Here is a 26,188-nt window from a genome sequence, read left to right on the forward strand (position 1 = left end):
TCACGCCCCGCAAAAAAAGCATCATAATTCATGGCGTTAATTCGTCAATTCTGGTTTATTTGTCAGGATGAAATTTGCTTACCGCGCAGGTTAGAGGATGTTGCTATGAAGTCAGGCCGCTATATAGGCGTCATGTCCGGCACCAGTCTGGACGGGATCGATGTGGTATTGGCCGCGATCGACGATCGCATGGTGGCGCAACAGGCCAGCTATAGCCATCCGATGCCGATCGCGCTGAAAAAAGAGATTCTTGGCATGTGCCAGGGGCAGCAGACCACCCTGGCCGCCGTCGGCCGGTTGGACGCTCAGTTGGGCACGCTGTTCGGCGAAGCGGTACTCGGCCTGCTGAAGCAAACCGGCATCGACGCGGAGCAGATCACCGCCATCGGTTGTCACGGCCAGACGGTGTGGCACGAACCGGAGGGCGACGCGCGTTTCTCAATGCAGCTCGGCGACAACAACCGCATCGCGGCGTTGACCGATATCACCACCGTCGGCGATTTCCGCCGGCGCGATATGGCCTACGGCGGGCAGGGCGCGCCGCTGGTGCCGGCGTTTCATCAGGCGCTGCTGGGGCATCCGCTCGAACGGCGCATGGTGCTGAACGTTGGCGGCATCGCCAACCTATCTTTGCTGCTGCCCGGTACGCCGGTGCGCGGTTTCGACACCGGGCCGGGCAACATGCTGATGGATGCCTGGGTGTGGCGCCACCGCGCGCAGCCTTACGATCAGGACGGCGGCTGGGCTATGCAGGGGCGAGTCTGCTTGCCGCTGCTGCAGCAGATGCTGGCAGATCCTTACTTCGCGCTGCCGGCACCGAAAAGCACCGGGCGCGAGTATTTCAATATCGCCTGGCTGGAGCGCCAACTGGCCGGATTGCCGGCGATTGCGCCGGTCGACGTGCAGGCCACGCTCACGGAGTTGACCGCGGTCAGCATCAGCGAGCAGGTGCAGCTGGCCGGCGGGTGTGAAAGGCTGCTGGTGTGCGGCGGCGGGGCGCGCAACACGCTGCTGATGGCGCGTCTGTCGGCGTTGCTGCCGGGGACGGAAGTCGGGTTGACCGACGACTGCGGGGTCAGCGGCGACGACATGGAGGCGCTGGCCTTCGCCTGGCTGGCGTTTCGCACGCTGTCCGGCCAGGCCGGCAACCTGCCGTCGGTGACCGGCGCCAGCCGTGAAACGGTGCTGGGTGGGATTTATCCGGTTTTGCCATTGGGGTGCCGTTAGCTCTGTTAGGATAGCCTGTGAAGGATTTTTCTAAGGAGCAACAGCATGAAAAAAGTCATTTTCGTCGCCGGCGCGCTGGCGCTGTCCGGCTGCAGCTACATCCTGCCGCAGAGCAGCCAGACGATGCACTATCAGTGCGGCACCACGCCGCTGACGGTGGCGCTGGACGGCAAGGCGAGCGAAGTCAGCCTGCTGATGGATGGCGAACAGCTGCATCTCAAGCAGGTGCTGGCGTTGACCGGCGCCAAATACAGCGACGGTAAATACACGTTTTGGTCGAAAGACCGCAACGCCTATCTTGAACGCAACGGCAAAGTTGTGATGAGCGACTGCGTGCTGACGGACTAAAGGCCGGTGGCGGCGTCGGAGCGATTGAGTTCCTGACGCCGCAGGCGCAGAATGTAACGACGGATTTTTTCAGTTGGTCGATAACCCAGATGATTGAAAAGAATGAGTTTGATGTTGCGGACCTGCGCCGTGAATACACCCGAGGCGGCCTGCGCCGCAACGATCTGACCGCCAGCCCGCTCGAGCTGTTCGAGCGTTGGTTGAAACAGGCCTGCGACGCGCGCCTGGCAGATCCCACCGCCATGTGCGTCGCGACCGTCGACGAGCACGGCCAGCCTTATCAACGCATCGTGCTGCTGAAGCACTTCGATGAGCAGGGGCTGGTGTTCTACACCAATCTCGGCAGTCGCAAGGCGCAGCAGCTGGCGCACAACCCGCATATCAGCCTGCTGTTCCCCTGGCACATGCTCGATCGCCAGGTGATTTTCCTCGGCCAGGTGGAGCGCCTGTCGACTTTCGAAGTGCTGAAGTATTTCAACAGCCGGCCGAAAGACAGCCAGATCGGCGCCTGGGTTTCGCAGCAGTCGTCGCGCATTTCCGCGCGCGGCGTGCTGGAAAGCAAATTCCTCGAGCTGAAGCAGAAGTTCCAGCAGGGCGAGGTGCCGCTGCCGAGTTTCTGGGGCGGATTCCGCGTGAAATTCGACTCCGTCGAGTTCTGGCAGGGCGGCGCCCATCGCCTGCATGACCGTTTCCTGTATCAGCGGGACGGGAATGACTGGAAAATTGACCGACTGGCACCCTGAAGACGGAAAATCCCCTCTAAGCGCTGGTGCTGACGCCGCCGGCGCTTTATTCTATGCGCTACCCTGAATTTTTATTTCGCCACTGGGCGAAAGGCCGTGTACCGGCAAAGGTGCATTCGTTTATACATGGAGTCATTGATGGCAAGCAGCAACTTGATTAAACAACTGCAAGAGCGGGGCCTCGTTGCCCAGGTTACGGATGAGGAAGCGTTAGCGGAGCGACTGGCGCAAGGGCCAATTGCACTGTATTGCGGTTTCGATCCGACCGCTGACAGCTTGCATTTGGGCCATCTGGTTCCTCTGTTGTGCCTGAAGCGCTTCCAACTGGCCGGCCACAAGCCGGTAGCGTTGGTGGGCGGCGCCACTGGCCTCATCGGCGATCCGAGCTTCAAAGCGGCGGAGCGCAAGCTGAACACCACCGATACGGTGAACGAGTGGGTCGAGAAGATCCGCAAGCAGGTTTCCCCGTTCCTCGATTTCGACTGCGGCAGCAACAGCGCTATCGCCGCCAATAACTACGACTGGTTTGGCGGCATGAACGTGCTGACCTTCCTGCGCGATATCGGCAAGCACTTCTCCGTCAACCAGATGATCAACAAGGAAGCGGTCAAGCAGCGCCTGAATCGCGACGACTCCGGCATCTCCTTCACCGAGTTCTCCTACAACCTGCTGCAGGGCTTCGATTTCTCCGAGCTGTATAACCGCCACCAGGTGGAGCTGCAGATCGGCGGTTCCGACCAGTGGGGCAACATCACCTCGGGTATCGATCTGACGCGTCGTCAGCACCAGAAACAGGTGTTCGGCCTGACCGTGCCGTTGATCACCAAAGCGGACGGCACCAAGTTCGGTAAAACCGAAGGCGGCGCGGTCTGGCTGGCACCGGAAAAAACCAGCCCGTACAAGTTCTACCAGTTCTGGATCAACACCGCCGACGCCGACGTCTACCGTTTCCTGAAGTTCTTCACCTTCATGAGCCTGGAAGACATCAACGCGCTGGAAGAAGAAGACAAGAACAGCGGCAAGGCGCCGCGCGCCCAGTACGTGCTGGCGGAAGAAGTGACCGGCATGGTGCACGGTGCGGAAGGTTTGGCGGCCGCCAAGCGCATCACCCAGAGCCTGTTCTCCGGCGCGTTGCATGACATGACCGAAGCGGACTTCGCCCAGTTGGCGCAGGACGGCATGCCAACCATCAAACTGGATAGCGACGCCGATCTGCAGCAGGCGCTGGTGAATGCCGAGCTGGTACCGTCACGTGGCCAGGCGCGCACCATGATCGGCTCCAATGCGGTGACCATCAACGGCGAGAAACAATCCGATGCCGAATACCGCTTCAGCGACGCGGACCGTCTGTTCGGCCGCTACACGCTGCTGCGCCGCGGCAAAAAACACTACTGCCTGGTGGATTGGCAGTAAGCGAATCATGACGGTAAGGGGCCCTGGCGGCCCCTTTATTTTTGGGCAGCCGCCCGGCTGCCGTATCCCGAACGAGTTCTGTCGATGAAAAACATTCTTTCTATCCAGTCGCACGTGGTGTTTGGTCACGCCGGCAACAGTGCGGCGGAGTTTCCAATGCGTCGCATGGGCGTCAACGTCTGGCCGCTGAACACGGTGCAGTTCTCCAACCATACGCAATACGGTCAGTGGACCGGCTGCGTCATGCCGGCCAGCCACCTGACCGAGATCGCGCAGGGCATCGCCAATATCGATCAGTTGAAGCGCTGTGATGCGGTGTTGAGCGGCTATATCGGTTCGCCGGAGCAGGGCGACCATATTCTGGCGATCGTGCGCCAGGTTAAGCAGGCGAACCCGAACGCCTGGTATTTTTGCGATCCGGTGATGGGGCATCCGGAAAAGGGCTGCATCGTGGCGCCGGGCGTGGCCGAGTTTCACTGCCGCCAAGCGCTGCCGTGCAGCGACATAATGGCGCCGAACCTGCTGGAACTGGAGATGCTCAGTCAGATGGCCGTCGCCAATGTGGACGACGCGGTGCAGGCCGCCCGCGCGCTGATCGCCAAAGGGCCGAGGCTGGTGCTGGTCAAGCACCTGGCCCGCGCCGGCTATCACGCCGACTGCTTCGAAATGCTGCTGGTGACGGCGGACGAGGCCTGGCACATCAGCCGGCCGCTGGTGGACTTCGGGGCGCGTCAGCCGGTCGGCGTCGGCGATTTGACCAGCGGTCTGCTGCTGGTGGATCTGCTGAAGGGCGAGGCGCTGGATAAAGCGCTGGAGCACGTGACCGCCGCGGTGTATGAGGTGATGCTGACCACCCAGGAGATGGGCGAGTACGAACTGCAGGTGGTGGCGGCGCAGGATCGGATCGTGCAGCCGCGCAGCGAGTTCAAGGCGGTAAAACTGTAAGTGAAACGGGCCCCGGCGATCGCCGCCGGGGCCGAACCTTTACTTCAAACCTTCGGCGTTCAGCGCCGCATCCACTGCCGGGCGCGCGGCGACGCGATCGAACCAGGCCGCCAGATGGGCGTGCTTGCGCACATCGAACTGCAGGGCGAATGCCCAGCGCAACACGGTGAACAAGTAAGCGTCGGCCACGCTGAAACGGCTTCCCAACAGGAAGTGCTGCTTCGCCAGCACCGAATCCAGATAGCTGAACTGCTGCTCCAGCTTGGCACGCGCGATGGTTTTGTATTCCTCGGGCGTTTTCGGGTTGAACAGCGGGCTGAACCCTTTGTGCAGCTCGGTGGCGATGTAGTTCAGCCATTCGATCGCGTGGTAGCGCGACAGGGTGCCCGCCGCCGGAATAAGGTTGCGATCCGGCACGCGGTCCGCCAGGTATTGCACGATCGCTACGCCTTCGGTCAGCAGGCTGCCGTCATCCAGCAGCAGCGCCGGTACCTGTCCCTTGGGGTTGATGGCGAGATAATCGGCGCCGCTCTCGGTTTTCTTGTGCGCCAGGTCGACCTTCTCCGCCGTAAAATCCAGCCCTGCCTCACGCAGCACGATATGCGGGGACAGCGAACAGGCGCCGGCTTTATAGAACAGTTTCATCGGAAGCTCCTTGTTGATGACGAATGACGGGCATGCTTAACCTCTCATCGTAGTCCCATAGCGCCAAAATTACAGCGGCTTAGCTAACAAATTTAACTGACGATCGCCTCGGCGGGCTGCAGCTGCGCCAGCGTCGCGGCGATCTGCTGTTGCAGCGCCTGCGGCGCCACCTGCATCGGCGAGCGCAGTTCGTTGACGATCAGCCCTTGTTGGGCCAGCACCGTCTTGACCGGCGCCGGATTCGGGAAGCTGAACATCTGGTGGATCATCGGCAGCAGCTCATAGAAGTTGCTGCGCGCCGCGGCCAGATCGCCGGCGGCGACCTGCTGCGTCAACTGGACGAAACGTTCCGGGTGCACATGGGCGGCGGCGGAGATGGCGCCGGTGCCGCCGAGGCACAGCGTGGTGAGGATCAGATTGTCTTCCCCGGTCATCACATCGATCTCGCCGTCGGCGATCAGCGCCATGGTGGCGTCAGGGTTGCCGCCGCAGTCCTTGATGGCGGTGATGCGCGGATGGCGCGCGAGCCGGCGCAATGTGGCCAGCTCCATGGCGATGCCGGTGCGCTGCGGAATGTTGTACAGGATCACCGGCAAGGTTGAGGCGTCGGCCAACTGGGTAAAATAGTCGATCAGACCGCATTGCGAAGGGCGGATGTAGTAAGGCGCCGGGATCAGCACGCCGGCGATGTCGCGCAGCTGAATGGCCTGCTGCATCTGCAGCGTGGCGGCCATGTTATTGCCGGACAGGCCCATCACCACCTGATGGGCGGGCGCCACTTCCAGCACCGCGTCGAGCACCGCCAGCTGTTCTTCTTTGCTCAGCGCGGCGGCTTCACCGGTGGAGCCGCAGACCACCAGGCCTGAGACGCCGGCGTCGAGCAGGTGCCGCGCCAGGCGTTTCACCGCTGGCAGATCGACGGCATCGTGATTGAAAGGGGTAACCATCGCCACCCAAATACCCGAAAATGAGGCCATAAAATATTCCTTCTGTGTGACCGACAGAGAAGCCAGATGAGAAAATTGAAGGCGGGGCGTTGCGTGCCATCCAGTCAGCTCATCTGACGGGACAGCTCGCCCCGGTCAAATGAGCGTCTGTTTCTTCGATTTAACCGCTGCCAAACCGCCAACAGGCAACGCAGGCGTCATCGGAATGTCAACGTTGCGTGGATAGGCCATGGCAGTCTCGCGAAAAGGGGAAGTGGGGTGATAATGAATATTCTTCATCAGGCTGTCAATTTACAACAGATTGATAACATTGTTATTCATGATTCGGCAGCGGGGATGAGTTTGGCTAATAAACAACAATCCCCGCGGCGGCGGGGATTGTTGGGCTGGCTCAGCGCGGTGGGCGGGAACCGATGGTGGCGGACCAGCTGAAGGTATCGCCACTCGGCCGGTAGCGATTGGCCTTGCGTTCCGCACGCTCCGCCTTGGCGAGTTTCGCTCTGGCGGCCATGATGCGCGCCACCGCTTCATCCTTGACCTTGTGCTGTTCGGCGTTGGTCAGTGGCCGCCCGTGGCTCTTGCGCGCCTTGTCCAATTCGGTTTTCACTTCCCGCTGTTCGCTTTCCGTCATCTCTTTCAACGTCAACTTTTTCATCTGTGCCGCCCGTTCGGTGAAGTTGACTTACAGTTTAGCGGCGTTATATGACCGAAAATGTTATGGGCATAACGAAATCGTCGCGCTATACCTCTTCCAGCAGCTCGTCGACAAAGCGCCGCATGCGTTGGGTGCGCTGTTCGGCCATCTGCCGCCCGGCAGCGGTCTGGAAGCCGTCTTGCAGCTTGAACAGTTTGGTTTCGAAGTGGTCGAGGCAGAAACGCTTGTCGTCGTATTGACGATGTTCGGCCCGCGGATCGGCGGCGTCATACAGCGCGCTGCGCATGCGGCCGCCGATATAGAAGCAGCGCGCCACGCCGATAAGACCTATGGCGTCGAGGCGATCGGCGTCCTGCAGGATCTTGGCCTCCAGCGTTTGCGGGGGGATGCCGGCGGAAAAACTATGCGCTTCGATGGCGTGCGCCACCGCCGCGATATCCTCCGGCGCCCATTCCAGCCGCGTCAGCGTCAGCGTGGCCTGCTGCGCCGCCATGCGCGAGGCCAGATGACGCTGCGGCGAATTCTTTTCCACCGCCACCGCGTCATGCAGCAGCACCGCCGCACAGAGAATGCGCCGATCGCCGCCTTCCAGCTTGCTGATCCGGCGGCAGTTCTTCCAGACTCGGTGCAGGTGCGCCACATCGTGCGAGCCGTCGTCAGACTCGAGGGTGAGCGGCAGCAGCGCTTGCGCCAACGCCTGATAGGGGGAAAACGGTTGTAACAGCTCTTGCGTCAGCGAGGGTAAAGACACGTTCAGCTCCTGTTGGGGGAAATCGGTCAATCAGCATAGCCGCGTTGGATGCCGGGAAAATGACGGCGAAGCGACTATTGTTTACTAAAGTGCAACTGACTATTGTCATAACTGCGGTTTTTGCAGCGAAACAAGCAACCTAAAATAGCCACGTTCCGCCGTCTCCGCTTGGTGAGAGCCTGTGTCCGCGGAGATGGCCGGAATATCCTCATCAGCCATGGGAGAAGAGACATGCCAACCCCTCTTGAAATAGTGCGCGCGACCTATGAAGGCAGCTCCGAAGAAAACGGCCGTAATCTGCTGGCGGCGCTGGCCCCCGATGCCGAGTGGACCGAAGCCGCCGGTTTCCCTTACGCCGGCACCTACATCGGTCCGGAGAACATCATCAAGAACGTGCATCAGCGTTTAGGCAGCGAATGGCAAGGTTACCGCGCCGACGTCGATCATTTTTACGACGCCGGCGACAATGTGATCGCTCAGGGTTTTTACCACGGCACCTACCGGTCCACCGGCAAATCCTTCAGCGCCTCTTTCGCGCATATTTATACGGTGCGCGCCGGTAAAATCGTGAAGTTCGTGCAGATCGTCGACAGTGCTAAGGTGCTGGAAGCGATGCAGCCTTAATCGCCGCTGCGCTTGCCGAATTTGCGATCGAACTCGCGCCGATAGCCGCGAGCCTTGTTGCGATCGCGGATCCACAGATAACCGCACACCAGCGCGACCGCTCCCGAGAAGGTGACGTTGCGCATATCCCGGTCATACCAAAACACCAACAACGCATCCAGCGCCGCTACCAGGGCGATCCATTTATACATATGGGATTGGCGCCGCGTGGCGGCGTTGAGTCGCTTTAACTGTCTGGCTTCGTCCAACACCGGTTTTTGCTGCATAGCGTTTCGTTATCATCTGGCTGTTCACGCTAAATTAGCAGAATCCTCCCGGCCGCCGCAAAGATTAACGCGTGCCGTCCTGCGGTTTTCATCGCTCCTGGCGCGATGCTGAAAATTTCTGCGCAGACGCTTGAATTGTCCATTGGGCATGATAGGTTATTTATTCGCTATTTCTGTGTTTTTATTCACTTGCCGCGTGTCATCAAGCTGCCGCATTGAGCGGTTATGGTGAGGGGTTCGACGCATGCGGCGGTTAACTTCGGCAGGAGGATGTGATGAACGATAAAACGGTACGCCCGCAGGATGTGGTTCAACGCCAGCTCGACGCTTATAACGCCCGTGACATCGAGGCCTTTATGGCCTGCTGGGCGGACGATGCGCAGTATTACGAGCACCCCGACACGCTGTTGGCCAGCGGCAAGGCGGCGATCCGCGAACGGCACCTGGCGCGTTTTCGCGAGCCGAGCCTGTATGGTGAACGGATAAAACGCATGGCGGTGGGGAATATGGTGGTCGATCAGGAAGTGGTGACGCGCAACTTCCCGCAGGGGCGCGGCAAAATGGATGTTATCGCCATTTACGAAGTGGAGCAGGGGCGGATCGCCAAAGCCTGGTTCAAAATCGGCCCCTGCGTACCGGACGAAGGCGCGCTCTAACGCTGCGCTATTGCAACGCCATCACCGCCTCTATCTCCACGCACACCGCAGGTGAGAACAACGCGCTGACCGCCATCAATGAGCAGGCCGGCAGCGCGCCGTCGAAGTAGTCAAACAGCACCGGGCGCACGCCCGCCAGATCGGCGATGTCGGTCAGGAACACGCTGATTTTAATCAATGCCTTGAGATTCACGCCTTCGCTGGCGGCGATGGTCGCCAGCTGTTCGAGGATTTCCTGCGTTTGCTCTGACGCGCTCAACCCCTGAGCGTCGGTGGCGAAGGCGGTCAAGCCCGACACGTACAGGCGATCGCCGTGACGCACGGCGTGCACGTAAGGGCCGCCCGGCGTAGGCAATTGCGGATAATTAATGCGTTTTAATGATGTCATGGTCGAACCCCGCGCAAGACCGGTTAATAAAATCGACAAACTTGGTTAGGATACTGATGAAACGGCGGTCAGACGCCGCGCACCGATGATATTTGAGAGTATCATCTCTCTTTATTTTATACGTCGTCTCTCACCTGAATGTGACAGTGCGGCGCAGCTCGGCCACAAGGACGCATGAGACGATGAACCCGCTTTTTACTCCCTACCTGCAACGCTGGCAACTGGAGCAGGACGGCAAAGCCTTCGAAACCCACAGCAGCTTGCTGATGCCGGTGCGTTACCGCGGCGAGGCGGCCATGCTGAAGATCGCCCGCGAGCAGGAAGAGCGCTTCGGCGGCCAACTGATGTGCTGGTGGCGCGGGGAAGGTGCCGCGCAGGTGCTGGCATGGCATGACGACGGCATTCTGCTGGAGCGCGCGCAGGGCGAAGGTTCGTTGGCACAGCTGGTGCGCGACGGCGACGATGAGCAGGCCACGCGGATCCTATGTCGGGCGATCGCCGCCCTGCATGCGCCGCGTACCGCGCCGTTGCCCGAGCTGATCCCGCTGCAGGAGTGGTTCAGCTCGCTGTGGCCGGCGGCGCAGGCGCACGGCGGCATGCTGCGCCTCAGCGCCACGGCGGCGGCGGAGCTGCTGAGCAGCCCGCGAGAAGAAAGCGTGCTGCACGGCGATATCCACCATGACAACGTGCTGGACTTCGGCGAACGCGGCTGGCTGGCGATCGATCCCAAGCGCTTGTTCGGCGAACGGGGCTTCGATTACGCCAATATCTTCTGTAATCCCAACTACGGCATCGCCACCGATCCGGCCATTTTCCAGCGGCGCGTGGAACAGGTGTGTCGCCTGGCCGGGCTGGAGCGCCGGCGCTTGCTGCAATGGGTCCTGGCCTGGTCGGGGCTGTCCGCCGCCTGGTTTATGGAAGACGGCCAGGCGGCGGATATCGACTTCCGCGTGGCCGAGCTGGCGGCGCGCGCATTGGATCTCCCGCTGCCGGACGGCGATTCAGGGTTCATCCTGCCAGTAATCGAGCGAGGTTGAAGGGCGTTGCAGGTAGCGTACCTGCTCGCCATCATTGCCGCGCGCCATCGCCTGGTATTTGCCGGAGTCCGGGTACATCACCAGCTCCGGCTGCTCGCGCGTGCTGACGGACAGGTACTTCAGCGGCGCATCGGAGGTGTTGATGATCTGGTGCGGGTATTCCGGGCCGGGCGGAATGAAGATGACATCCCCGCTGACGATCGGCAGCATTTCTCCGGCCACCCGCAGCGTACCGCTGCCTTCCAGAATGATGAACATTTCCTCCTGAGCGTAGTGAAAATGGTATGGGCAGGAACGCATGCCCGGCGCCACGCAATCGAAAGAGGCACCCAGCTTGTCGGCGGCGGTGCCGGTGCCGAGGCGCGCGCCGACGCTGTCATACAGCGGCGGCCGCCGATCGTGCTGCTTATCTACCCGTTCGACATTGCGTATCAGGCGCTGAGCCAACAGCGCCGCTTTCTCAGTCATAAGCTTCCTTGGTGACATTGTCACTTAAAAGTTGACGATAGCCAGAGAGAATCCGTCCCAGCCCTTGCTGCCCACGGTTTGCAATGCGGTGGCGCTCAGGCGGGGTTCCGCAGCCATCATCGTGAAGAATTCGCGTACGCCTTGTACACGGGCGTCGGTACTGGCAGCATCGGTGACTGCGCCATCGCGCACCACGTTGTCACCGATAATCACCGTGCCCGGGCGCGCGAGTTTAAGCGCCCAACGCAGGTAATCCGGATTGCTCGGTTTGTCGGCGTCGATGAAGATCAGATCAAAGGGAGCCAAGGCTTGCAGCGCGGGCAGGTGAGCGAGAGCGGGGCCGACGCGCAGTTCGACCTGGCCGGCGAGCCCGGCGCGAGCAATATTCTGGCGGGCGATGGCGGCGTGGTTTTCATCCGCTTCCAGGGTGACCAACTTGCCATCCGCCGGCAGCGCGCGCGCCAGCCAGATGGTGCTGTAGCCGCCCAACGTGCCGATTTCCAAAATGCGTTTGGCATTCACCATGCGGGCGAACAGCTGCAGCAGTTTGCCCTGATTCGGCGCCACATCATACGCCGGCAGCCCGGCGGCGGCGTTGGTCGCCAGCGCCTGCAACAGGGCATCATCTTGTTCTACCAGGCTGTCTGCGATATAGCGATCGACCTGGGACCATTGTTCCTTTTCTTTCATGCGGGCCTCGTGCGGGAAACGCAGTGTGCCCATCCAGTGAAGGTGCCGCCGCGCTGCTTGTCAATGCACCGCGTGCGTTTGGCACTTTATGTTGCTGTTCCTCGCCGCGGCAGCGATAGCAGCAGATGCGCGATGGCGCCGCCGACAATGCCCCAGAAGGCCGAACCGATGCCCAGTAATGTGACGCCGGAAGCGGTGATGAGGAAGGCGATCAGCGCCGCGTCGCGCTGTTTCTCATCATGCAGCGCGCGTTGCAGGCTGCCGCCGATGGTGCCGAGCAGCGCCAGCCCGGCGATGGTGTGGATCAGGGCGGTTGGCAACGCGCTGAACAGCAGGCCGATGGCGCCGCCGAACAGCCCGGCCAGCAGGTAGAAACCGCCGGCGGCCACCGCGCCCATATAGCGCCGCTGCGGATCGGGATGCACGTCCGGCCCCATGCAGATGGCGGCGGTGATCGCGGCGATGCACACCGAGAAGCCGCCGAACGGCGCCAGCAGCAGCGCGGTCAGCGCCGTCCAGGCGATCAGCGGCGAGGTGGGAACACGGTAGCCCGCCGCCTGCAGCGTAGCGATGCCGGGCGCGTTCTGCGAAGCCATGGTCACCACGAAGAACGGCACGCCGATGCCGAGCAGCGTCGGCCAGCTGAAGTGCGGTGCGATAAATTCCGGCATGGCGAACGCCGGCGCCTGCTGCGCCAGATGGATATTGCCCTGCAGTGCGGCGATCGCCAGCCCGACTGCCAGCGTCAGCACGATGGCGTAGCGCGGCAGATAACGGCGGCTGAGCAGATAGGCCAGCCCCATACCGGCGCTGAGAAGGAAATTGAGCTGCAGCGAAGCGAAGGCGTCCAGCCCGAAACGCAGCAGGATCCCCGCCAACATCGCGGCAGAAATCGCCTGCGGAATATAATCCATCAGGCGAGCGAACAGTCCGGTGACGCCGCACAGCAGGATCAGACCCGAGGCAAAGATAAACACGCCGATCGCGTCGTTGATCGGCGTGCCGGGCAGGCTGGTGACCAGCAGCGCCGCGCCGGGCGTCGACCAGGCGGTGAGGATCGGGGTGCGGTAGTAAAGCGAGAGCCCCAGCGAAGTGACGCCCATCGCGATCCCCAGCACGCTCAGCCAACCGCCGATCTGCGCCGGTGTCGCGCCCGCGGCGGCGGCGGCCTGGAAAATAATCGCGGCAGAGCTGGTGTAACCGACCAGAACGGCGACGAAGCCGGCCATTACGGCAGGCAGGGTCAGATGGCGCAGGGAGAGGGCTGGGCGCATGAGTGGCTCCAATCGGTGATTGTGCGTTATAACGCACGGTAAGAAATCAGCATAGCACCGTGCGCTATAGCGCACAAGCGGGTATAATCGGGCGCGATACGCAGAGGAGAACAGGATGCAGGAACTTGCCGGCCATTTGGCGCACACCCTTCGCACGTTGCGCGCGCAGCGCGGCTGGAGCCTGACGCAGGCGGCGGAATACACCGGCGTCAGCAAAGCGATGCTCGGGCAGATAGAACGCGGCGAATCCAGCCCGACGGTAGCGACGCTATGGAAGATCGCCACCGGTTTCAACGTGGCGTTCTCCGCCTTTCTTGAGGCGTCGCCCGCCCAGCAGCAGGCGACGCTGCACCGTTACGGCGAGCTGCCGGTGTACGATCAGGACAACGCCGATATGCGCGTGGTGCCGCTGTTTCCCTACGATCGCCAACTGGGTTTCGATATGTTCGTCATCGATCTGGCGCCGGGCGCGCTCAGCGAATCGTCGCCCCATGAGCCGGGGGTAATAGAGCATGTGATCGTGATCAGCGGGCGGTTGGAGTTGGCGATAGACGGCGAATGGCACAGCCTGGCGGCCGGCGAGGCGATGCGCTTTCAGGCCGATCGGCCGCACGCCTACCGCAACGCCGGTTCGCAAACGGTGCGTATCCACGATCTGATCCACTATCCTCAATCCTGACTCAACGCGGCGGCCGTGGGCTTTGACTCCGCGCCGCCAAACGCCTACCTTGTTGAAAATGACTCTTATTTCACAGGCTGTCGCCCACGACGGGGCGGCGTTGCAGCCGACTCAAAAGGAGCTTGATTTTGCCGGTCACCAATCGACGTCAGTTCATTAAACTCAGTGCGCAAACCGCAGGAGCCGTATTCGCGATGACTTCATTACCCAACAGTATCCGCCTGGCGATGGCGGCGGAGGGCGGCGCGGCCGCCGGCGATGAATTCCTGTGGCTGGAAGAGCTGCAGGGTAAAAAAGCGCTGCACTGGGTGCAGCAGGAAAATCAACGCACCACCGCGCGCTTCGCCCAAGGCGAAGACTTTCAGCGCATTGAGCGCGAGGTCCTGGATATCCTCAATAAAGACACCCAGATCCCGTGGGTGAGCAAACGCGGCGAGTTCTATTACAACTTCTGGCAGGATAAAGCCAACCCGCGTGGCCTGCTGCGGCGCACCACGCTGGACGAGTATCGCAAGGCCAAACCGGCCTGGGAGAAGGTGCTGGATATCGATGCGTTGGGCAAAGCCGAGGGCAAGGATTGGGTCTATCAGGGCTCGCAGCCGTTGGCGCCGGAATACCGCTATTGCCTGATGCAGCTGTCGCCGGACGGCGGTGACGCCACCGAAATCCGCGAATTCGATCTGGTGGCCAAACGCTTCGTCAAAGACGGCTTCAACGTGCCGGTGGCGAAAAGCCGGGTCTCCTGGGTCGATCGGGACACGCTGTTCATCGCCACCGACTTCGGCCCCGGCTCGATGACCCAGTCCGGCTACGCGCGCATCGCCAAACGCTGGCGGCGCGGTACGCCGCTGAGCGCGGCCGAAACGCTGTACGAAGCGCAGCCCGAGGACATGGCGGTCTTTGCCTATCACGACCGCACGCCGGGCTTTGAACGCGATTTCGTCGGCCGCAGCCTGGACTTCTATCGCCGCGACTATTTCTTGCTGGCTCAGGACGGCCGGCAGAAAAAAATCGATATCCCGGCCGACGCCGAGCTGGATACGCATCGGGAATGGCTGCTGATCAAACCGAGCAGCGATTGGGAAGTGGGGGGCAAACGCTATCCGTCCGGCGCACTGCTGGCGGCCAACTTCGATGACTATCTGGCGGGCAAGCGCGAGCTGCAGCTGCTGTTTACCCCGACCGCCGAGCAGGCGCTGAGCGGCTACAGCGGCACCCGCGATCATCTGATCCTCAGCATCATGGATAACGTGGTCAACCGGCTGGAGGTGCTGACGCCGCAGGGCGGCAGCTGGCAACGTCGCCCGCTGGGCAACCCCGGCGCCATCAGCACCATTTCCGCCGGCGGCATCGACGAAGAGAGCAACGCCTATTTCCTGACCGTCAGTGGGTTCCTGCAGCCGACCTCGCTGTACATGGGCAATCTCGACGGCGGTGAGGCGACGCTGCTGAAACAGGCGCCGCAGGACTTTGACGCCGCCGGCTATCAGGTCAGCCAGCATTTCGCGCGCTCCAAAGATGGCACCCGCGTGCCGTATTTCCAGATCGCCGCCAAAGATCTCAAGCTGGACGGCAGCACGCCGACGCTGCTGTATGGCTACGGCGGGTTTGAGGTGCCTCTGTTGCCGGGCTATCTCGGCGGCAAGGCGCCGGCCTGGCTGGAACGCGGCGGGGTATACGTGGTGGCCAACATCCGCGGCGGCGGCGAGTATGGTCCGGCGTGGCATCAGGCGGCGCTCAAGCAGAATCGCCATCGCGCCTATGAGGATTTCGCCGCCGTGGCCGAAGATCTTATCGCACGCAAGGTGACCTCGGCGCCGCATCTCGGCGCACGCGGCGGCAGCAACGGCGGCCTGCTGGTGGGCAATATGCTGACGCTGTATCCGCAGCTGTTCGGCTGCATCGTCTGCGAAGTGCCGCTGTTGGACATGCAGCGCTATACCCAGCTCTCCGCCGGCGCGTCGTGGATCGCGGAATACGGCGATCCGAGCAAGCCAGAGCAGTGGGCCTATCTCAAAACCTTCTCGCCGTACCACAATATTCAGGCGCAGACGGCCTACCCACCGGTGCTGTTCTATACCGCCACCAGCGACGATCGGGTCAACCCGGCCCACGCCCGCAAAATGGCGGCGCGCATGCAGGCGATGGGGTATCAACAGGCTTATTTCTATGAGAATACCGAAGGCGGGCACAGCGCCGCCGCCGACAAGCAGCAGGCAGCGTTCCACAGTGCGCTGGTGAGCGAATTCATGTGGGCTAATCTGAGCGGCAAGCCCAAGTCAGCGTAAGCTCTTTTCTCGCGGGCATAAAAAAACACCGGGGCGTTAACCCCGGTGTTTTTATTTACGCGCTATTCGCCCGGCGATCAGTGAGTCGCAGTGGCTTCCTGCGCTTTCTGATTGGCGTCTTCGCTGGTGTCCAGCGTCATGCGGTACAGTTTCGGCGCGGTCAGCATCATCAGGATAGCGATGACGGCGGTGGCGATACCGATCTGCATAAACACATGGCTGTAGATGGCCAGTGAAGCGTGCGCGTCGTTGATGTCGCTCGGGACGGCGGTCAGACCGGCGACTTTACCGGCGATCAGCGCCGCGGCGGCGGTGGTCAGGAACCAGGAGCCCATGATGAAGCCCATCAGACGCTGCGGCACCAACTGCGCCACCATCGCCAGGCCCAGACCGGAAATCATCAGCTCGCCGATGCTCTGCAGCGCGTAGCTGAGGATCAGCCAGTTGACCGATACGATGCCCTGTTCGTTGGCGAAGCTGGCGCCCCATGGCAGCACCAGGAAGGCGCAGGAGCACAGGATCATGCCGAAAGCGAACTTGTGCGGCATCGGCAGGCGATCGCCCATTTTGTTATACAGCGCGGCCAGAATCGGGCTGGCGAGCATGATCCAGAACGGGTTCAGCGCCTGGTACTGCTCCGGCTCGAAGGCGACGCCGAGGATGCTGTGTTCCACGTTGTGGATGGCGAAGAAGTTCAGCGAGGTTGGCATCTGGCTGTACAGCACAAAGAACACCACCGCTTCCAGCATCAGCAGGAAGGCGACGATCATCTTGCGGCGTGCGGCGCCGTGCAGGGCGAAGGTTTCCTTGGCGAACACCAGAACGATGCCGGCGGAGATGAGGGCCAGCGCCCAGCGTGCAATCACCTGGTTGTGCAGCAGCCAGCTGGAAACGGCGACCAGCGCCACGATGCCGACCAGCACCATCAGCAGTTTCGGCAGATGCAGCGGCTTGAAGTCAGGTTTGGAGCCGTTTTTCTTCACCCATTTGTGGCACAGCATAAAGTTGACCAGGGTGATCAGCATGCCGACCACGCTCAGGGAGAACGCCACGCTCCAGCCGTATTTCGCCGCCAGCCAAGGGGTCGCCAGCATGGAGAAGAAGGAACCGATGTTCACCGACATATAGTACATGGTGAAGGCGCCATCGAGACGCGGGTCGTCTTTCTCATAGCAGGTGGACAGCAGGGAGGACGGGTTGGCCTTGAACAGGCCGCTGCCCACGGCGATGGTCGCCATGCCCAGATAGACCCAGAAGATGTCGTGACCGGAGTAGGCCACCATGGCGTAACCGGCGGCCAGCACCAACGCGCCGAGCACGATCACGCGCTTGGAGCCCAGCACTTTGTCGCCCAGCCAGCCGCCGATGGCGACGAAGCCGTACACCAGGGCGCTGAAGGAAGAGAACAGGGTGATGGAGTCGGCTTCGCTCAGGCCGAGCATCTTGACCAGATAAACCGCCATGATGCCCTGCAGGCCGTAGTAGCCGAAACGCTCCCACAGTTCGATCGAGAAGATCAGATAGAACGCTTTCGGTTGTTTGAACGCGTTAAGGCTCACGCTCTCCGGATGTTGGTTGTTTGCTGTTGACACTGGTACCTCTGTTTTTTCGCAGCCCGTCTTTTGAGGACGGGAAAGTACAAAAGTTGATGCGGAACGGCATCCTTTTGCGTTGTTATAGGATGGGGACGGCGGTTAATGTTCACTATCTTTGTCAACGTGGCAAGCAGTTTGTCATATTCGGTTACATTTAACGCCGACAGGATTATGCCGCGATGTTGCAAATGTTATGCAGTATTAACTTTCGGGTTTTAATGGTTTGCCGATTTTTTGTTTTGATTAAAAGCTATACCAATTTTAAACAGGGATATATTCTGCTGAATTGCTATTTTTTAGCGCATCAGTGTATGTGTGGTTATTAATCCGTTGGAATGTTGTGTATATGGCGTGTTTTGTAAAATTAAAGAAATTTAGGAAAATGGGGCTGGCATTTGTGAACGCCTTGTGATCCTCAAAGCGTGACGGTCACCGCAATTTTCGACTAATTTTTCGCTTGAAAATAACGCAGCGATGGTTTTTGCACTGAAAACCGCGATAACGCCGGGGTTACTGCTGCGCGATATCACATTTCCGATAAAAAAGAGGCGCTGGCGGGGGGAGAGGAAGCGGCGGGTGCGGTTTGCCGCACCCAACTGACTCAGGATTCCGGATAAACCTTCTCTTTATATTCACACAGGTCTTCGATAATGCAGGAGCCGCAGCGCGGTTTGCGCGCGATGCAGGTGTAGCGGCCGTGCAGGATCAGCCAGTGATGGCAATCGACCTTGAATTCGGCGGGCACCACCTTCAACAGCTTCTCTTCCACCTGATCGACGTTCTTGCCCGGCGCAAAGTGGGTGCGGTTGCACACCCGGAAGATATGGGTGTCCACGGCGATGGTCGCCCAGCCGAAGGCGGTGTTGAGCACCACGTTGGCGGTCTTGCGGCCGACGCCCGGCAGCGCTTCCAGCGCGGCGCGATCCTCCGGCACTTCGCCACCGTGCAGCTCCAGCAGCATGCGGCAGGTTTTGATCACGTTTTCGGCCTTGCTGTTGAACAGGCCGATGGTCTTGATGTATTCCTTGACGCCATCAACCCCCAGCGCCAGCATGGCGGCGGGGGTATTGGCGACCGGATAAAGTTTGGCGGTCGCCTTGTTGACGCTCACGTCGGTGGCCTGCGCGGACAGCAGCACGGCGATCAGCAGCTCAAACGGCGTGGTGTACACCAGTTCGGTGGTCGGGTGCGGATTGTTGTCGCGCAGCCGGGTCAGAATTTCCAGTCGCTTCTGTTTATTCATCAGGCCTTCTCAGCGTGTCCTTGCTCCAGCAGCGGCTCCACCGCCACGGCGCGGGCTTTGCGCGCCTTCATTTTTTCGTCGATCAGATATTTGACCGCCAGCAGCAACCCCAGGCCGATAAAGGCGCCCGGCGGCAGCATGGCCAGCAGGAACGGGCTGTCGAAATGCACCACTTCGATGCGCAGCGATTTGGCCCAGCCGCCCAACAGCTGATCGGCGCCGTCGAACAGCGTACCGTTGCCCAACAGTTCACGCATCGAGCCCAGCGTCACCATCACGCCGGTGGCGCCAAGGCCGATGGCCATACCGTCCAGCGCCGAGAGGCCGACCGGTTTCTTGGCGGCCACCGCTTCGGCGCGGCCCACCACGATGCAGTTAGTCACGATCAGCGGAATAAAAATACCGAGCGATTGATATAGGCCGAAGGCATAGGCGTTGATCAGCATCTGCACGATGCTTACCACCGCAGCGATGATCATCACGTAGATCGGAATACGCACTTCGCTCGGCACCCAGCGGCGCACCGCGGAGATGGAGGCGTTGGTCAGCGTCAACACCAGCGTGGTGGCCAGCCCCAGCCCCAGCGCGTTAGTGACGGTGGAGGTCACCGCCAGCAGCGGACACATGCCCAGCAGCTGCACCAGGGCGGAGTTGTTCTTCCACAGCCCCTGGACGATCAATTCTTTGGCTTCACTCATTCGGCGGCTCCACACACAGGTAAGCTTTCAAGTTTAGGCGGCAACGTTTCCATATACAACGCGGTGCGGCGCACCGCATTGACCACCGCTCGCGGGGTGATGGTGGCGCCGGTGAATTGGTCGAACATGCCGCCGTCTTTCTTCACCGCCCAGCGTTTGTCTGCCGGGCCTTCGATTTTCTTGCCGCTGAAGAAGGAAATCCAGTCGGAAATGCGCAGTTCAATTTTGTCACCCAGCCCCGGCGTTTCGTGGTGTTCAATCACCCGGGTGCCGAGCACCGTGCCGCTGAAATCGGCGCCGACCAGCAGCTTGATGGCGCCGGAATAGCCGTCCGGCGCGGTGGTTTCCAGCGCGGCGGCGGTCGGTTGCCCGTTTTTGCGCGCCAGATACAAACGGTGCGGCGCGCTGTCACCCAGCGCCGGATCGCTGACCAGGAAGCATTCGTTCTGCATCACGTTGTCGTAGTTTTCCGGCGGCACCACCTGATCGAGCAGCGCTTTTTGCTGTAGCGCGGCCTGATGGACGATGGTGGTTTTCGTCAGGGCGTAGACCACGGCGGTCAGGCCGGTGGTGACCGCCGCAAACACCGCCAGCGTGGTGCCGTGCTTTCTCATGGAATTCAGCATGACGGCTCCTTAGCGATGGCCATACACGCGCGGCTGCGTGTAGTGGTCGATTAATGGGACGGTGATGTTGGCCAACAGCACGGCGAAGGCCACGCCGTCAGGGTAGCCGCCATAAACGCGGATCAGCCAGACCAGCACGCCGATCAGCGCGCCGTAGATCAGGCGGCCCTTCGGCGTCGTGGAGGCGCTGACCGGATCGGTGGCGATAAAGAACGCGCCCAGCATGCTGGCGCCAGAAAACAGGTGGATCAGCGGCGATGCCTGATGCGCCGGATCGAGCCACCAGGCCAGACCGGAACAGAAGGCGATGGCGGCCAACATGCTGAAGGGGATCTGCCAATGGATCAGACGACGCGCCAGCATAAACAGACCACCGGCCAGGAAACCGAGGTTGACCCACTGCCAGCCGATGCCGGCCAGCGCGCCGCCGAACAGAGGTTGCTGCAGCACCTGTTCGACGCTGTGGCCGCTGCGCAGGCCGGTTTTGAAGCCGTCGAGCGGGGTAGCCTGGCTGATGCCGTCAACGCCCATTTGCAGTTCGTGCAGCGTCGCGCCCTGTGTGGTATGGCCGCTGAAAATGGTCAGCAGCACGTCGTGGAACGACAGCGCGGCGGCGCGCAGTTCATCCGGCGGCAACCAGCTGGTCATTTGCACCGGGAAGGAGATCAGCAGCACCACGTAACCGACCATCGCCGGATTGAACGGGTTTTGCCCAAGGCCGCCGTACAGCTGTTTGGCGATAACGATGGCGAAGAAGGTGCCGATGACGATCATCCACCACGGGGCCAGCGGCGGCAGGCTGATGCCGAGCAGCAGCGCGGTCAGCAGGGCGGAGTTATCCGCGAGCCGGCTGCGCACCGGCAGCTTGCGCAGCCTGAGGATCGCGCCTTCTGCGGCCAACGCGACGATCGCCGCCAGCGCCACCTGAATCAGCACGCCGTAGCCGAAGAACCAAATCTGCGCCGCGATGCCGGGAATGCAGGCCAACATGACCCACAGCATAATGCGGCTGGTGCTTTGCTGGTTGTGGGTGAAAGGCGAGCTGGCGATGTGTAAGCCTTTGGCGGCTGTGGGTGATACCGGCCTGAACTTCATAGAGTAACGATACCTTCTGCGCCGCGCCTGCGGCAGTTTCGATGCGCCGTTTAGCGGGCGCGGCAAAAATGATAGCCGAGCATTCTACCTGATTCGATGCGAGGGTAATACGCCTTAATGATAGGGGTATTCGGCTTTTCGCACCTGCGGCGATCGGGGTGGCGCGATTTGATTTTTTTTTGGCCGTAAAATCGGCTAACGTGAGGAAATGTCAGTGGAACTTACGCCGCCAGTGGCTACGGAAAACGGGGTAACCGTATGAATGAGATATCATTTTTCTCCAGATTTCCGCACAAAATAACAACTTTCACATAATCCGTGTAGGTTACTATCGCGAACATTATTGAGTTAGTGAATCCATAATAATGACAAATGAAGATATTTTTTTTATTGAAGAGCTAATTGAGTGGGTGGAAATACATCTGGAGAAACGGCCAAACCTGGATGAAGTCGCGCGTATTTCGGGCTATTCCAAGTGGCATCTGCAGCGTAAATTCAAGCGTATTACCGGCATTCAACTCGCCACCTATATCCGTTCGCGCATCCTGACGCGCGCCGCGGTGGCGCTGCGCATTACCCGCCGTTCCATCATCGACATCTCCGACGAGCTGGGCTTTGACTCGCAGCAGACCTTTACCCGCATGTTCAAGCAGCGCTTCGGCACCACGCCCAACCGCTATCGCTCGATGGAGCACTGGGACGTGAAAAACCTGATGCCGCGCTTTAACTTCGAAGCCAGCTATGGCGCCGGCTATTATCCAGAGGTGAAGCGGCTGACGCTGCCCGAGATGCAACTGGTCGGCTTCTCGCGCCGGCTGGATTTCGCCTCGGAACAGGAACTGGAGTACTCCTCCTGCATGGCGATGAAGGATGAAATTTTCAACGATTTCTTCAAGGGGCTGCATGTCGACTGCCGGCGGATTTATAGCATCTATTCCCCGCAAGCCGGGGAAGGCGACGAGCTGTCATCCACCCTGGTCATGGCGGTCGACCCTGAGCACAGAAAGGATATTCTTTCCAACCATCAGATAGACACCATCCATTTGCCAAGCCGCGAGTTTATCTCCATCAACCACAAGGGTACGGCGAAAGAGTGCCTGCAGTTCTTCGGTTACCTGATGTCGCATGTGATGCCGGGGCTGAAGGATAAGGTGCGCGGCAGTTTAGAAATGGAGATCATTCAAACCAAAGAGTGGAACCCAGAGTCCAAGCTGCGTCAGATTGAAGTGGATTACACCTACCTGATCTCTATCGATTAAACGGCGCCCGGGTTCGGCCAGGCGCCGCTGTCATCATTTGTCTTCCGTTTCCGCCGCCAGCGATTCTCTGGCGGCTTTTTTGGCTTTGGCGCGGGCGATGGCCGCCGCAACCGCCGCCTTGCGCGGGTCTTCCTCGGCGGCAGCCGGGGCCGGTTCTGCCGATGCCGGGGCGTCCGCCTGCTGCGCGGCTGTTTTGGCGGTTACACGTGCCAACGCCGCCGCGACCGCCGCCTTGCGCGGATCTTCCTCGGTGGCCGCCGGGACCGGTTCCGCCGCCGCCGGGGCGACCGCCTGCTGCGCGGCTTTCTTGGCGTTGGCGCGGGCGATGGCCGCCGCAACCGCCGCCTTGCGCGGATCTTCCTCGGTGGCCGCCGGGGCCGGTTCCGCCGCCGCCGGGGCGTCCGCCTGCTGCGCGGCTTTTTTGGCTTTTACACGTGCCAACGCCGCCGCGACCGCCGCCTTGCGCGGATCTTCCTCGGCGGCCGCCGGGGCCGGTTCCGCCGCCGCCGGGGCGTCCGCCTGCTGCGCGGCTTTTTTGGCTTTTACCCGTGCCAACGCCGCCGCGACCGCCGCCTTGCGCGGATCTTCTTCGGTGGCAGCCGGGGCAGGTTCCGCCTCAGGTGGCGTGCCAGCCTGCTGCTCCGCTTTTTTGGCTTTCACGCGGGCCAGGGCGGCCGCAACGGCTGCTTTACGCGGATCGTCCTCTGTGGCGGCAGGGGCGGAGCCGTCTGCGGCCGGCGCTTCTTTGCGGGCTTTCACGCGGGCCAGCGCCGCGGCCACGGCGGCTTTACGCGCGTCGTCGCCGGCGGCCGCCGGTGGCGTTTCTGTTTCCGCTTCGGTTGCCAACTGGGCGCGACGCTCGCGCGCCTGCGCTTTACGCGCCTCGCGGGCGGCGATCATCTCGCTGTTATCCGGCTGTTGGCCGTCGACCGGCATGACCGTCGCTTCGGCATTCTTGCTGCGCACCCGCGCCAGCGCGGCCTGCACCGCACTCTGATCGTCATCGGTCAGTTTGACGGCGGCCTTTTTATGTCGCTCTTCACGCGCCAGTTTTTCACGCTCCAGGCGCGCCAGTTTGGCTTCGTAACGCGCCTTGGCCTCGGCGGTGCGCGCCGCTTCCAGATCGATGGCCTTGATCTCGGCCTTTTCCTGGCGGTAGTACTGCACCAACGGAATGTTGCTGGGGCAGACGAACGCACAGGCGCCGCATTCGATGCAGTCGAACAGGTTATGGTTGCGCGCCTTGTCGTGCTCCTGCCCGCGGCTGAACCAGTACAGCTGCTGCGGCAGCAGCCCGGCGGGGCAAGCGTCTACGCACAGGCCGCAGCGAATGCAGGATTGCTCCGGCTCCTGCGGCGTCATTTCATCGACCGTCGGCGCCAGAATGCAGTTGCTGATCTTGACGATCGGCACGTTCAGCGCGGGCAGGGTGAAGCCCATCAGCGGGCCGCCCATCACCACCATTTGCTGTGCCTGCGGGCGGAAACCGACGAAGTCGAGCAGGTGCTGCACCGGCGTGCCGATGCGGGCCCACAGGTTGCCCGGGCGCTCGATTGCTTCGCCGGTCAGGGTTACCACGCGCTCAATCAGCGGTTCGCCGTCGACGATCGCTCGCTTGATGGCGAAGGCGGTGCCGACGTTTTGCATCAGTACGCCGATAGCCGAGGAGTGCTTGCCGTGCGGCACTTCCTTGCCGGTCAAAATTTTGGTCAGCTGCTTGGCGCCGCCGGACGGGTATTTGGTGGGGATGACGCGCAGCGCAATGCCGGACTGGCCGCGCAGCGCCTGTTTCAGCGCCGCGATCGCCTCCGGCTTGTTGTCTTCGATACCGATCAGCGTGACCTTGGGCTGCAGAATGTGTTGCAGGATCTGCGTACCTTCAACGATCTGGTCGGCGTGCTCCTGCATCAGGCGATCGTCGGCGGTGATGTAAGGCTCGCACTCGGCGGCGTTGAGGATCAGCGTTTCCACGCCGCTCATGCCGCCATGCAGTTTGCTGGCGGTCGGGAAACCGGCGCCGCCCAGACCGGCGATGCCGGCCTGATGGATACGCTCAATCAACTCGGCTGCGGGCGATTGGCGATAGTCCGCCACCGGATCGCGATCGCACCAGCGATCTTCTCCGTCCGCCTCGATGATCACGCACAGCTCCGTCAGTCCGGAAGGATGGGCGGTGATGTGCGGCGCGATGGCGCTAACGGTGCCCGAGGTGGGCGCGTGCACCGGCACGGTGCGGCCGCGGCCGACGGTCAACGGCTGGCCTTTCAGCACCCGATCGCCGGGGTTGACGCACAGTTCGCCTTCCGGCCCCAGATGCTGCTGCAGCGGGATGATAAAGGTGTTGGGCAGAGGAGCGACACGCAGCGGCGCACCGCTGGACTGAGTCTTCATTTCCGGCGGATGGATCCCGCCGTCGAAATCCCAGATCCGGTCTTTTTTAAAGGCGGCGAACAGATTAAGCATGTTGCTCCACGTGGATAACTTGCACCGGGATCGTCTTCATGTCCCACTTCCAGTTGGCGGTGGTGGTGGCGACCGGTCTCATTTCAATACAGTCGGTAGGGCAAGGGGCGACGCACAGATCGCAGCCGGTACAGAGGTCGGTGATGACGGTGTGCATGGCGCGAGTGGCGCCGACGATGGCGTCCACCGGGCAGGCCTGAATGCATTTGGTACAGCCGATGCAGTTGGCCTCGTCGATATAGGCCACCTTACGCTCCGGCTCGGCGGCGGCTTCGCTGCCCAGCGGCTGCGGTTCGACGTTGAGCAGCTCCGCCAGTTTCAGCATCACCTGTTCACCGCCCGGCGCGCATTTGTTGATCATCTCGCCGTTGGCCACCGCCTCGGCGTAAGGGCGGCAACCGGGGTAGCCGCACTGCCCGCACTGGCTCTGCGGCAGGATCGCGTCGACCTGCTCGGCGACCGGATCCTCTTCCACCTCAAAACGGCGCGCGGCGTAGCCCAGCACCAGTCCGAACAGCAGCCCGAGCGCGCTTAAAGCCGCGATAGCTATCCACAACGCAGTCATTAGAATTTCACCAGCCCGGTAAAGCCCATAAAGGCCAGCGACATCAGCCCGGCGGTGATCAGCGCGATCGAGGAGCCGCGGAACGGCGCCGGCACGTCGGCGACCGCCAGACGTTCGCGGATGGCGGCGAACAGCACCATCACCAGCGAGAAACCGGCGGCTGCGCTGAAGCCGTAAACGGCGGACTGCAGGAAGTTATAGCCGAGGTTAACGTTAAGCAACGCCACGCCAAGCACCGCGCAGTTGGTGGTGATCAGCGGCAGGAAGATGCCCAGCAGGCGGTAGAGCGCCGGGCTGGTCTTGCGCACCACCATCTCGGTGAACTGCACCACGACGGCGATCACCAGAATGAAGGAGAGCGTGCGCAGATACACCAGATCCAGCGGAACCAGAATAAAGGTGTTGATCACCCAGGCGCTGACGGAGGCCAGCGTCATGACGAAGGTGGTGGCCATTCCCATGCCGATGGCGCTTTCCAGCTTCTTGGAAACGCCGAGGAACGGGCACAGGCCAAGAAACTTCACCAGAACGAAGTTGTTCACCAGTACGGTGCCGACAAACAGGAGCAGGTATTCGGTCATTGCGATGCCTAAAAAAATA

At 61.4% G+C, this 26,188-nt stretch carries 28 protein-coding genes; 11 read left to right on the forward strand and 17 right to left on the reverse strand.

Annotation, left to right across the window (positions count from 1 at the left end):
* Nucleotides 1-105 precede the first annotated feature (105 nt).
* From anmK to pdxY, 5 genes are all read left to right on the forward strand, one after another.
* The gene (anmK, locus tag GKN89_RS00610) at nucleotides 106-1,227 is read left to right on the forward strand and encodes an anhydro-N-acetylmuramic acid kinase (protein ID WP_154746137.1); all 1,122 of its coding nucleotides are present in this window, start codon (nucleotides 106-108) and stop codon (nucleotides 1,225-1,227) included.
* Nucleotides 1,228-1,272: 45 nt separating this feature from the next.
* On the forward strand, nucleotides 1,273-1,575 hold the full coding sequence (locus GKN89_RS00615; protein WP_019455971.1) for an MliC family protein: 303 nt from the start codon (nucleotides 1,273-1,275) through the stop codon (nucleotides 1,573-1,575).
* Between the two features lie 89 nt (nucleotides 1,576-1,664).
* A complete protein-coding gene (gene pdxH, locus GKN89_RS00620) occupies nucleotides 1,665-2,318 on the forward strand; it encodes a pyridoxamine 5'-phosphate oxidase (RefSeq protein ID WP_063919370.1) in 654 nt (217 codons plus the stop codon).
* A 138-nt stretch (nucleotides 2,319-2,456) separates the two neighbouring features.
* Entirely contained in the window at nucleotides 2,457-3,731 is a 1,275-nt protein-coding gene (tyrS, locus tag GKN89_RS00625; protein WP_154746138.1) for a tyrosine--tRNA ligase, read from the forward strand.
* 84 nt (nucleotides 3,732-3,815) lie between these two features.
* Nucleotides 3,816-4,676 carry a pyridoxal kinase PdxY gene (gene pdxY, locus GKN89_RS00630; RefSeq protein ID WP_154746139.1) on the forward strand — a complete coding sequence of 287 codons (861 nt, stop codon included), beginning with the start codon at nucleotides 3,816-3,818 and terminating at the stop codon, nucleotides 4,674-4,676.
* Nucleotides 4,677-4,715: 39 nt separating this feature from the next.
* On the opposite strand, the gene gstA is transcribed toward pdxY, so the two are convergent.
* The 4 genes from gstA to GKN89_RS00650 all read right to left on the reverse strand — a co-directional run bounded on the left by gstA (nucleotide 4,716) and on the right by GKN89_RS00650 (nucleotide 7,704).
* Nucleotides 4,716-5,321, reverse strand: a complete 606-nt coding sequence (gene gstA, locus GKN89_RS00635) for a glutathione transferase GstA (protein WP_019455967.1) — start codon at nucleotides 5,319-5,321, stop codon at nucleotides 4,716-4,718.
* A 92-nt stretch (nucleotides 5,322-5,413) separates the two neighbouring features.
* Nucleotides 5,414-6,298 (reverse strand): 4-hydroxy-tetrahydrodipicolinate synthase, encoded by an 885-nt coding sequence (dapA, locus tag GKN89_RS00640; protein ID WP_154746140.1) that lies wholly within the window; start codon nucleotides 6,296-6,298, stop codon nucleotides 5,414-5,416.
* A gap of 361 nt (nucleotides 6,299-6,659) precedes the next feature.
* Nucleotides 6,660-6,923 carry a DUF3811 domain-containing protein gene (locus GKN89_RS00645; protein ID WP_019455965.1) on the reverse strand — a complete coding sequence of 88 codons (264 nt, stop codon included), beginning with the start codon at nucleotides 6,921-6,923 and terminating at the stop codon, nucleotides 6,660-6,662.
* Nucleotides 6,924-7,008: 85 nt separating this feature from the next.
* Nucleotides 7,009-7,704, reverse strand: coding sequence for an HD domain-containing protein (locus GKN89_RS00650; RefSeq protein WP_154746141.1), 696 nt, complete (start codon nucleotides 7,702-7,704; stop codon nucleotides 7,009-7,011).
* Between the two features lie 201 nt (nucleotides 7,705-7,905).
* On the opposite strand from GKN89_RS00650, the gene GKN89_RS00655 reads away from it, so the two are divergent.
* On the forward strand, nucleotides 7,906-8,298 hold the full coding sequence (locus GKN89_RS00655; protein ID WP_063919374.1) for a nuclear transport factor 2 family protein: 393 nt from the start codon (nucleotides 7,906-7,908) through the stop codon (nucleotides 8,296-8,298).
* On the opposite strand, the gene GKN89_RS00660 is transcribed toward GKN89_RS00655, so the two are convergent.
* The gene (locus GKN89_RS00660; RefSeq protein ID WP_019455962.1) at nucleotides 8,295-8,564 is read right to left on the reverse strand and encodes a hypothetical protein; all 270 of its coding nucleotides are present in this window, start codon (nucleotides 8,562-8,564) and stop codon (nucleotides 8,295-8,297) included. The genes GKN89_RS00655 and GKN89_RS00660 overlap by 4 nt on opposite strands.
* Nucleotides 8,565-8,839: 275 nt before the next feature.
* Between GKN89_RS00660 and GKN89_RS00665 the strand changes: the two genes are divergently transcribed.
* Nucleotides 8,840-9,220, forward strand: a complete 381-nt coding sequence (locus tag GKN89_RS00665; RefSeq protein WP_019455961.1) for a nuclear transport factor 2 family protein — start codon at nucleotides 8,840-8,842, stop codon at nucleotides 9,218-9,220.
* Nucleotides 9,221-9,227: 7 nt separating this feature from the next.
* Here GKN89_RS00665 and GKN89_RS00670 read toward each other — a convergent pair whose 3' ends face one another.
* Nucleotides 9,228-9,608 carry a RidA family protein gene (locus tag GKN89_RS00670; RefSeq protein WP_019455960.1) on the reverse strand — a complete coding sequence of 127 codons (381 nt, stop codon included), beginning with the start codon at nucleotides 9,606-9,608 and terminating at the stop codon, nucleotides 9,228-9,230.
* A 182-nt stretch (nucleotides 9,609-9,790) separates the two neighbouring features.
* Between GKN89_RS00670 and GKN89_RS00675 the strand changes: the two genes are divergently transcribed.
* Nucleotides 9,791-10,645, forward strand: a complete 855-nt coding sequence (locus GKN89_RS00675) for an aminoglycoside phosphotransferase family protein (protein WP_154746142.1) — start codon at nucleotides 9,791-9,793, stop codon at nucleotides 10,643-10,645.
* On the opposite strand, the gene GKN89_RS00680 is transcribed toward GKN89_RS00675, so the two are convergent.
* From GKN89_RS00680 to GKN89_RS00690, 3 genes are all read right to left on the reverse strand, one after another.
* On the reverse strand, nucleotides 10,610-11,113 hold the full coding sequence (locus GKN89_RS00680; protein WP_063919376.1) for a cupin domain-containing protein: 504 nt from the start codon (nucleotides 11,111-11,113) through the stop codon (nucleotides 10,610-10,612). The genes GKN89_RS00675 and GKN89_RS00680 overlap by 36 nt on opposite strands.
* A gap of 24 nt (nucleotides 11,114-11,137) precedes the next feature.
* A complete protein-coding gene (locus GKN89_RS00685; RefSeq protein ID WP_230328896.1) occupies nucleotides 11,138-11,803 on the reverse strand; it encodes an O-methyltransferase in 666 nt (221 codons plus the stop codon).
* An 86-nt stretch (nucleotides 11,804-11,889) separates the two neighbouring features.
* Complete coding sequence (locus GKN89_RS00690) at nucleotides 11,890-13,077, reverse strand: benzoate/H(+) symporter BenE family transporter (protein WP_154746144.1); 1,188 nt, start codon at nucleotides 13,075-13,077, stop codon at nucleotides 11,890-11,892.
* Nucleotides 13,078-13,192: 115 nt separating this feature from the next.
* Between GKN89_RS00690 and GKN89_RS00695 the strand changes: the two genes are divergently transcribed.
* Both GKN89_RS00695 and GKN89_RS00700 read left to right on the forward strand, forming a co-directional pair.
* Nucleotides 13,193-13,756, forward strand: a complete 564-nt coding sequence (locus tag GKN89_RS00695; RefSeq protein ID WP_033640484.1) for a helix-turn-helix domain-containing protein — start codon at nucleotides 13,193-13,195, stop codon at nucleotides 13,754-13,756.
* Between the two features lie 194 nt (nucleotides 13,757-13,950).
* On the forward strand, nucleotides 13,951-16,044 hold the full coding sequence (locus GKN89_RS00700) for a prolyl oligopeptidase family protein (RefSeq protein ID WP_154746145.1): 2,094 nt from the start codon (nucleotides 13,951-13,953) through the stop codon (nucleotides 16,042-16,044).
* A 77-nt stretch (nucleotides 16,045-16,121) separates the two neighbouring features.
* On the opposite strand, the gene dtpA is transcribed toward GKN89_RS00700, so the two are convergent.
* The 5 genes from dtpA to rsxD form a co-directional block, all read right to left on the reverse strand.
* Nucleotides 16,122-17,636, reverse strand: a complete 1,515-nt coding sequence (gene dtpA, locus GKN89_RS00705) for a dipeptide/tripeptide permease DtpA (RefSeq protein WP_063919378.1) — start codon at nucleotides 17,634-17,636, stop codon at nucleotides 16,122-16,124.
* Nucleotides 17,637-18,240: 604 nt separating this feature from the next.
* Nucleotides 18,241-18,882, reverse strand: a complete 642-nt coding sequence (gene nth, locus GKN89_RS00710) for an endonuclease III (protein WP_019455952.1) — start codon at nucleotides 18,880-18,882, stop codon at nucleotides 18,241-18,243.
* Nucleotides 18,882-19,580: an electron transport complex subunit E gene (locus tag GKN89_RS00715; RefSeq protein ID WP_019455951.1), complete on the reverse strand. Its 699-nt coding sequence runs from the start codon at nucleotides 19,578-19,580 to the stop codon at nucleotides 18,882-18,884. The genes nth and GKN89_RS00715 overlap by 1 nt, the downstream gene beginning before the upstream one ends.
* Complete coding sequence (gene rsxG, locus GKN89_RS00720) at nucleotides 19,577-20,206, reverse strand: electron transport complex subunit RsxG (RefSeq protein WP_154746146.1); 630 nt, start codon at nucleotides 20,204-20,206, stop codon at nucleotides 19,577-19,579. Before rsxG ends, GKN89_RS00715 begins: the two co-directional genes overlap by 4 nt.
* 9 nt (nucleotides 20,207-20,215) lie before the next feature.
* Entirely contained in the window at nucleotides 20,216-21,301 is a 1,086-nt protein-coding gene (gene rsxD / locus GKN89_RS00725; RefSeq protein ID WP_154746147.1) for an electron transport complex subunit RsxD, read from the reverse strand.
* A gap of 365 nt (nucleotides 21,302-21,666) precedes the next feature.
* Between rsxD and GKN89_RS00730 the strand changes: the two genes are divergently transcribed.
* Nucleotides 21,667-22,560, forward strand: coding sequence for a helix-turn-helix domain-containing protein (locus tag GKN89_RS00730; RefSeq protein WP_019455948.1), 894 nt, complete (start codon nucleotides 21,667-21,669; stop codon nucleotides 22,558-22,560).
* Nucleotides 22,561-22,593: 33 nt separating this feature from the next.
* Here the strand turns inward: GKN89_RS00730 and rsxC are convergent, their stop codons facing one another.
* The 3 genes from rsxC to rsxA are packed head-to-tail and all read right to left on the reverse strand — an operon-like array spanning nucleotide 22,594 to nucleotide 26,169.
* The gene (gene rsxC / locus GKN89_RS00735) at nucleotides 22,594-25,023 is read right to left on the reverse strand and encodes an electron transport complex subunit RsxC (protein ID WP_154746148.1); all 2,430 of its coding nucleotides are present in this window, start codon (nucleotides 25,021-25,023) and stop codon (nucleotides 22,594-22,596) included.
* Nucleotides 25,016-25,588, reverse strand: a complete 573-nt coding sequence (gene rsxB / locus GKN89_RS00740; protein ID WP_004938428.1) for an electron transport complex subunit RsxB — start codon at nucleotides 25,586-25,588, stop codon at nucleotides 25,016-25,018. Before rsxB ends, rsxC begins: the two co-directional genes overlap by 8 nt.
* Nucleotides 25,588-26,169: an electron transport complex subunit RsxA gene (rsxA, locus tag GKN89_RS00745; RefSeq protein ID WP_004938443.1), complete on the reverse strand. Its 582-nt coding sequence runs from the start codon at nucleotides 26,167-26,169 to the stop codon at nucleotides 25,588-25,590. Before rsxA ends, rsxB begins: the two co-directional genes overlap by 1 nt.
* Between the last annotated feature and the right edge of the window lie 19 nt (nucleotides 26,170-26,188).

This window comes from Serratia sp. YC16, assembly GCF_009707615.1.
Lineage (GTDB): Bacteria > Pseudomonadota > Gammaproteobacteria > Enterobacterales > Enterobacteriaceae > Serratia > Serratia surfactantfaciens.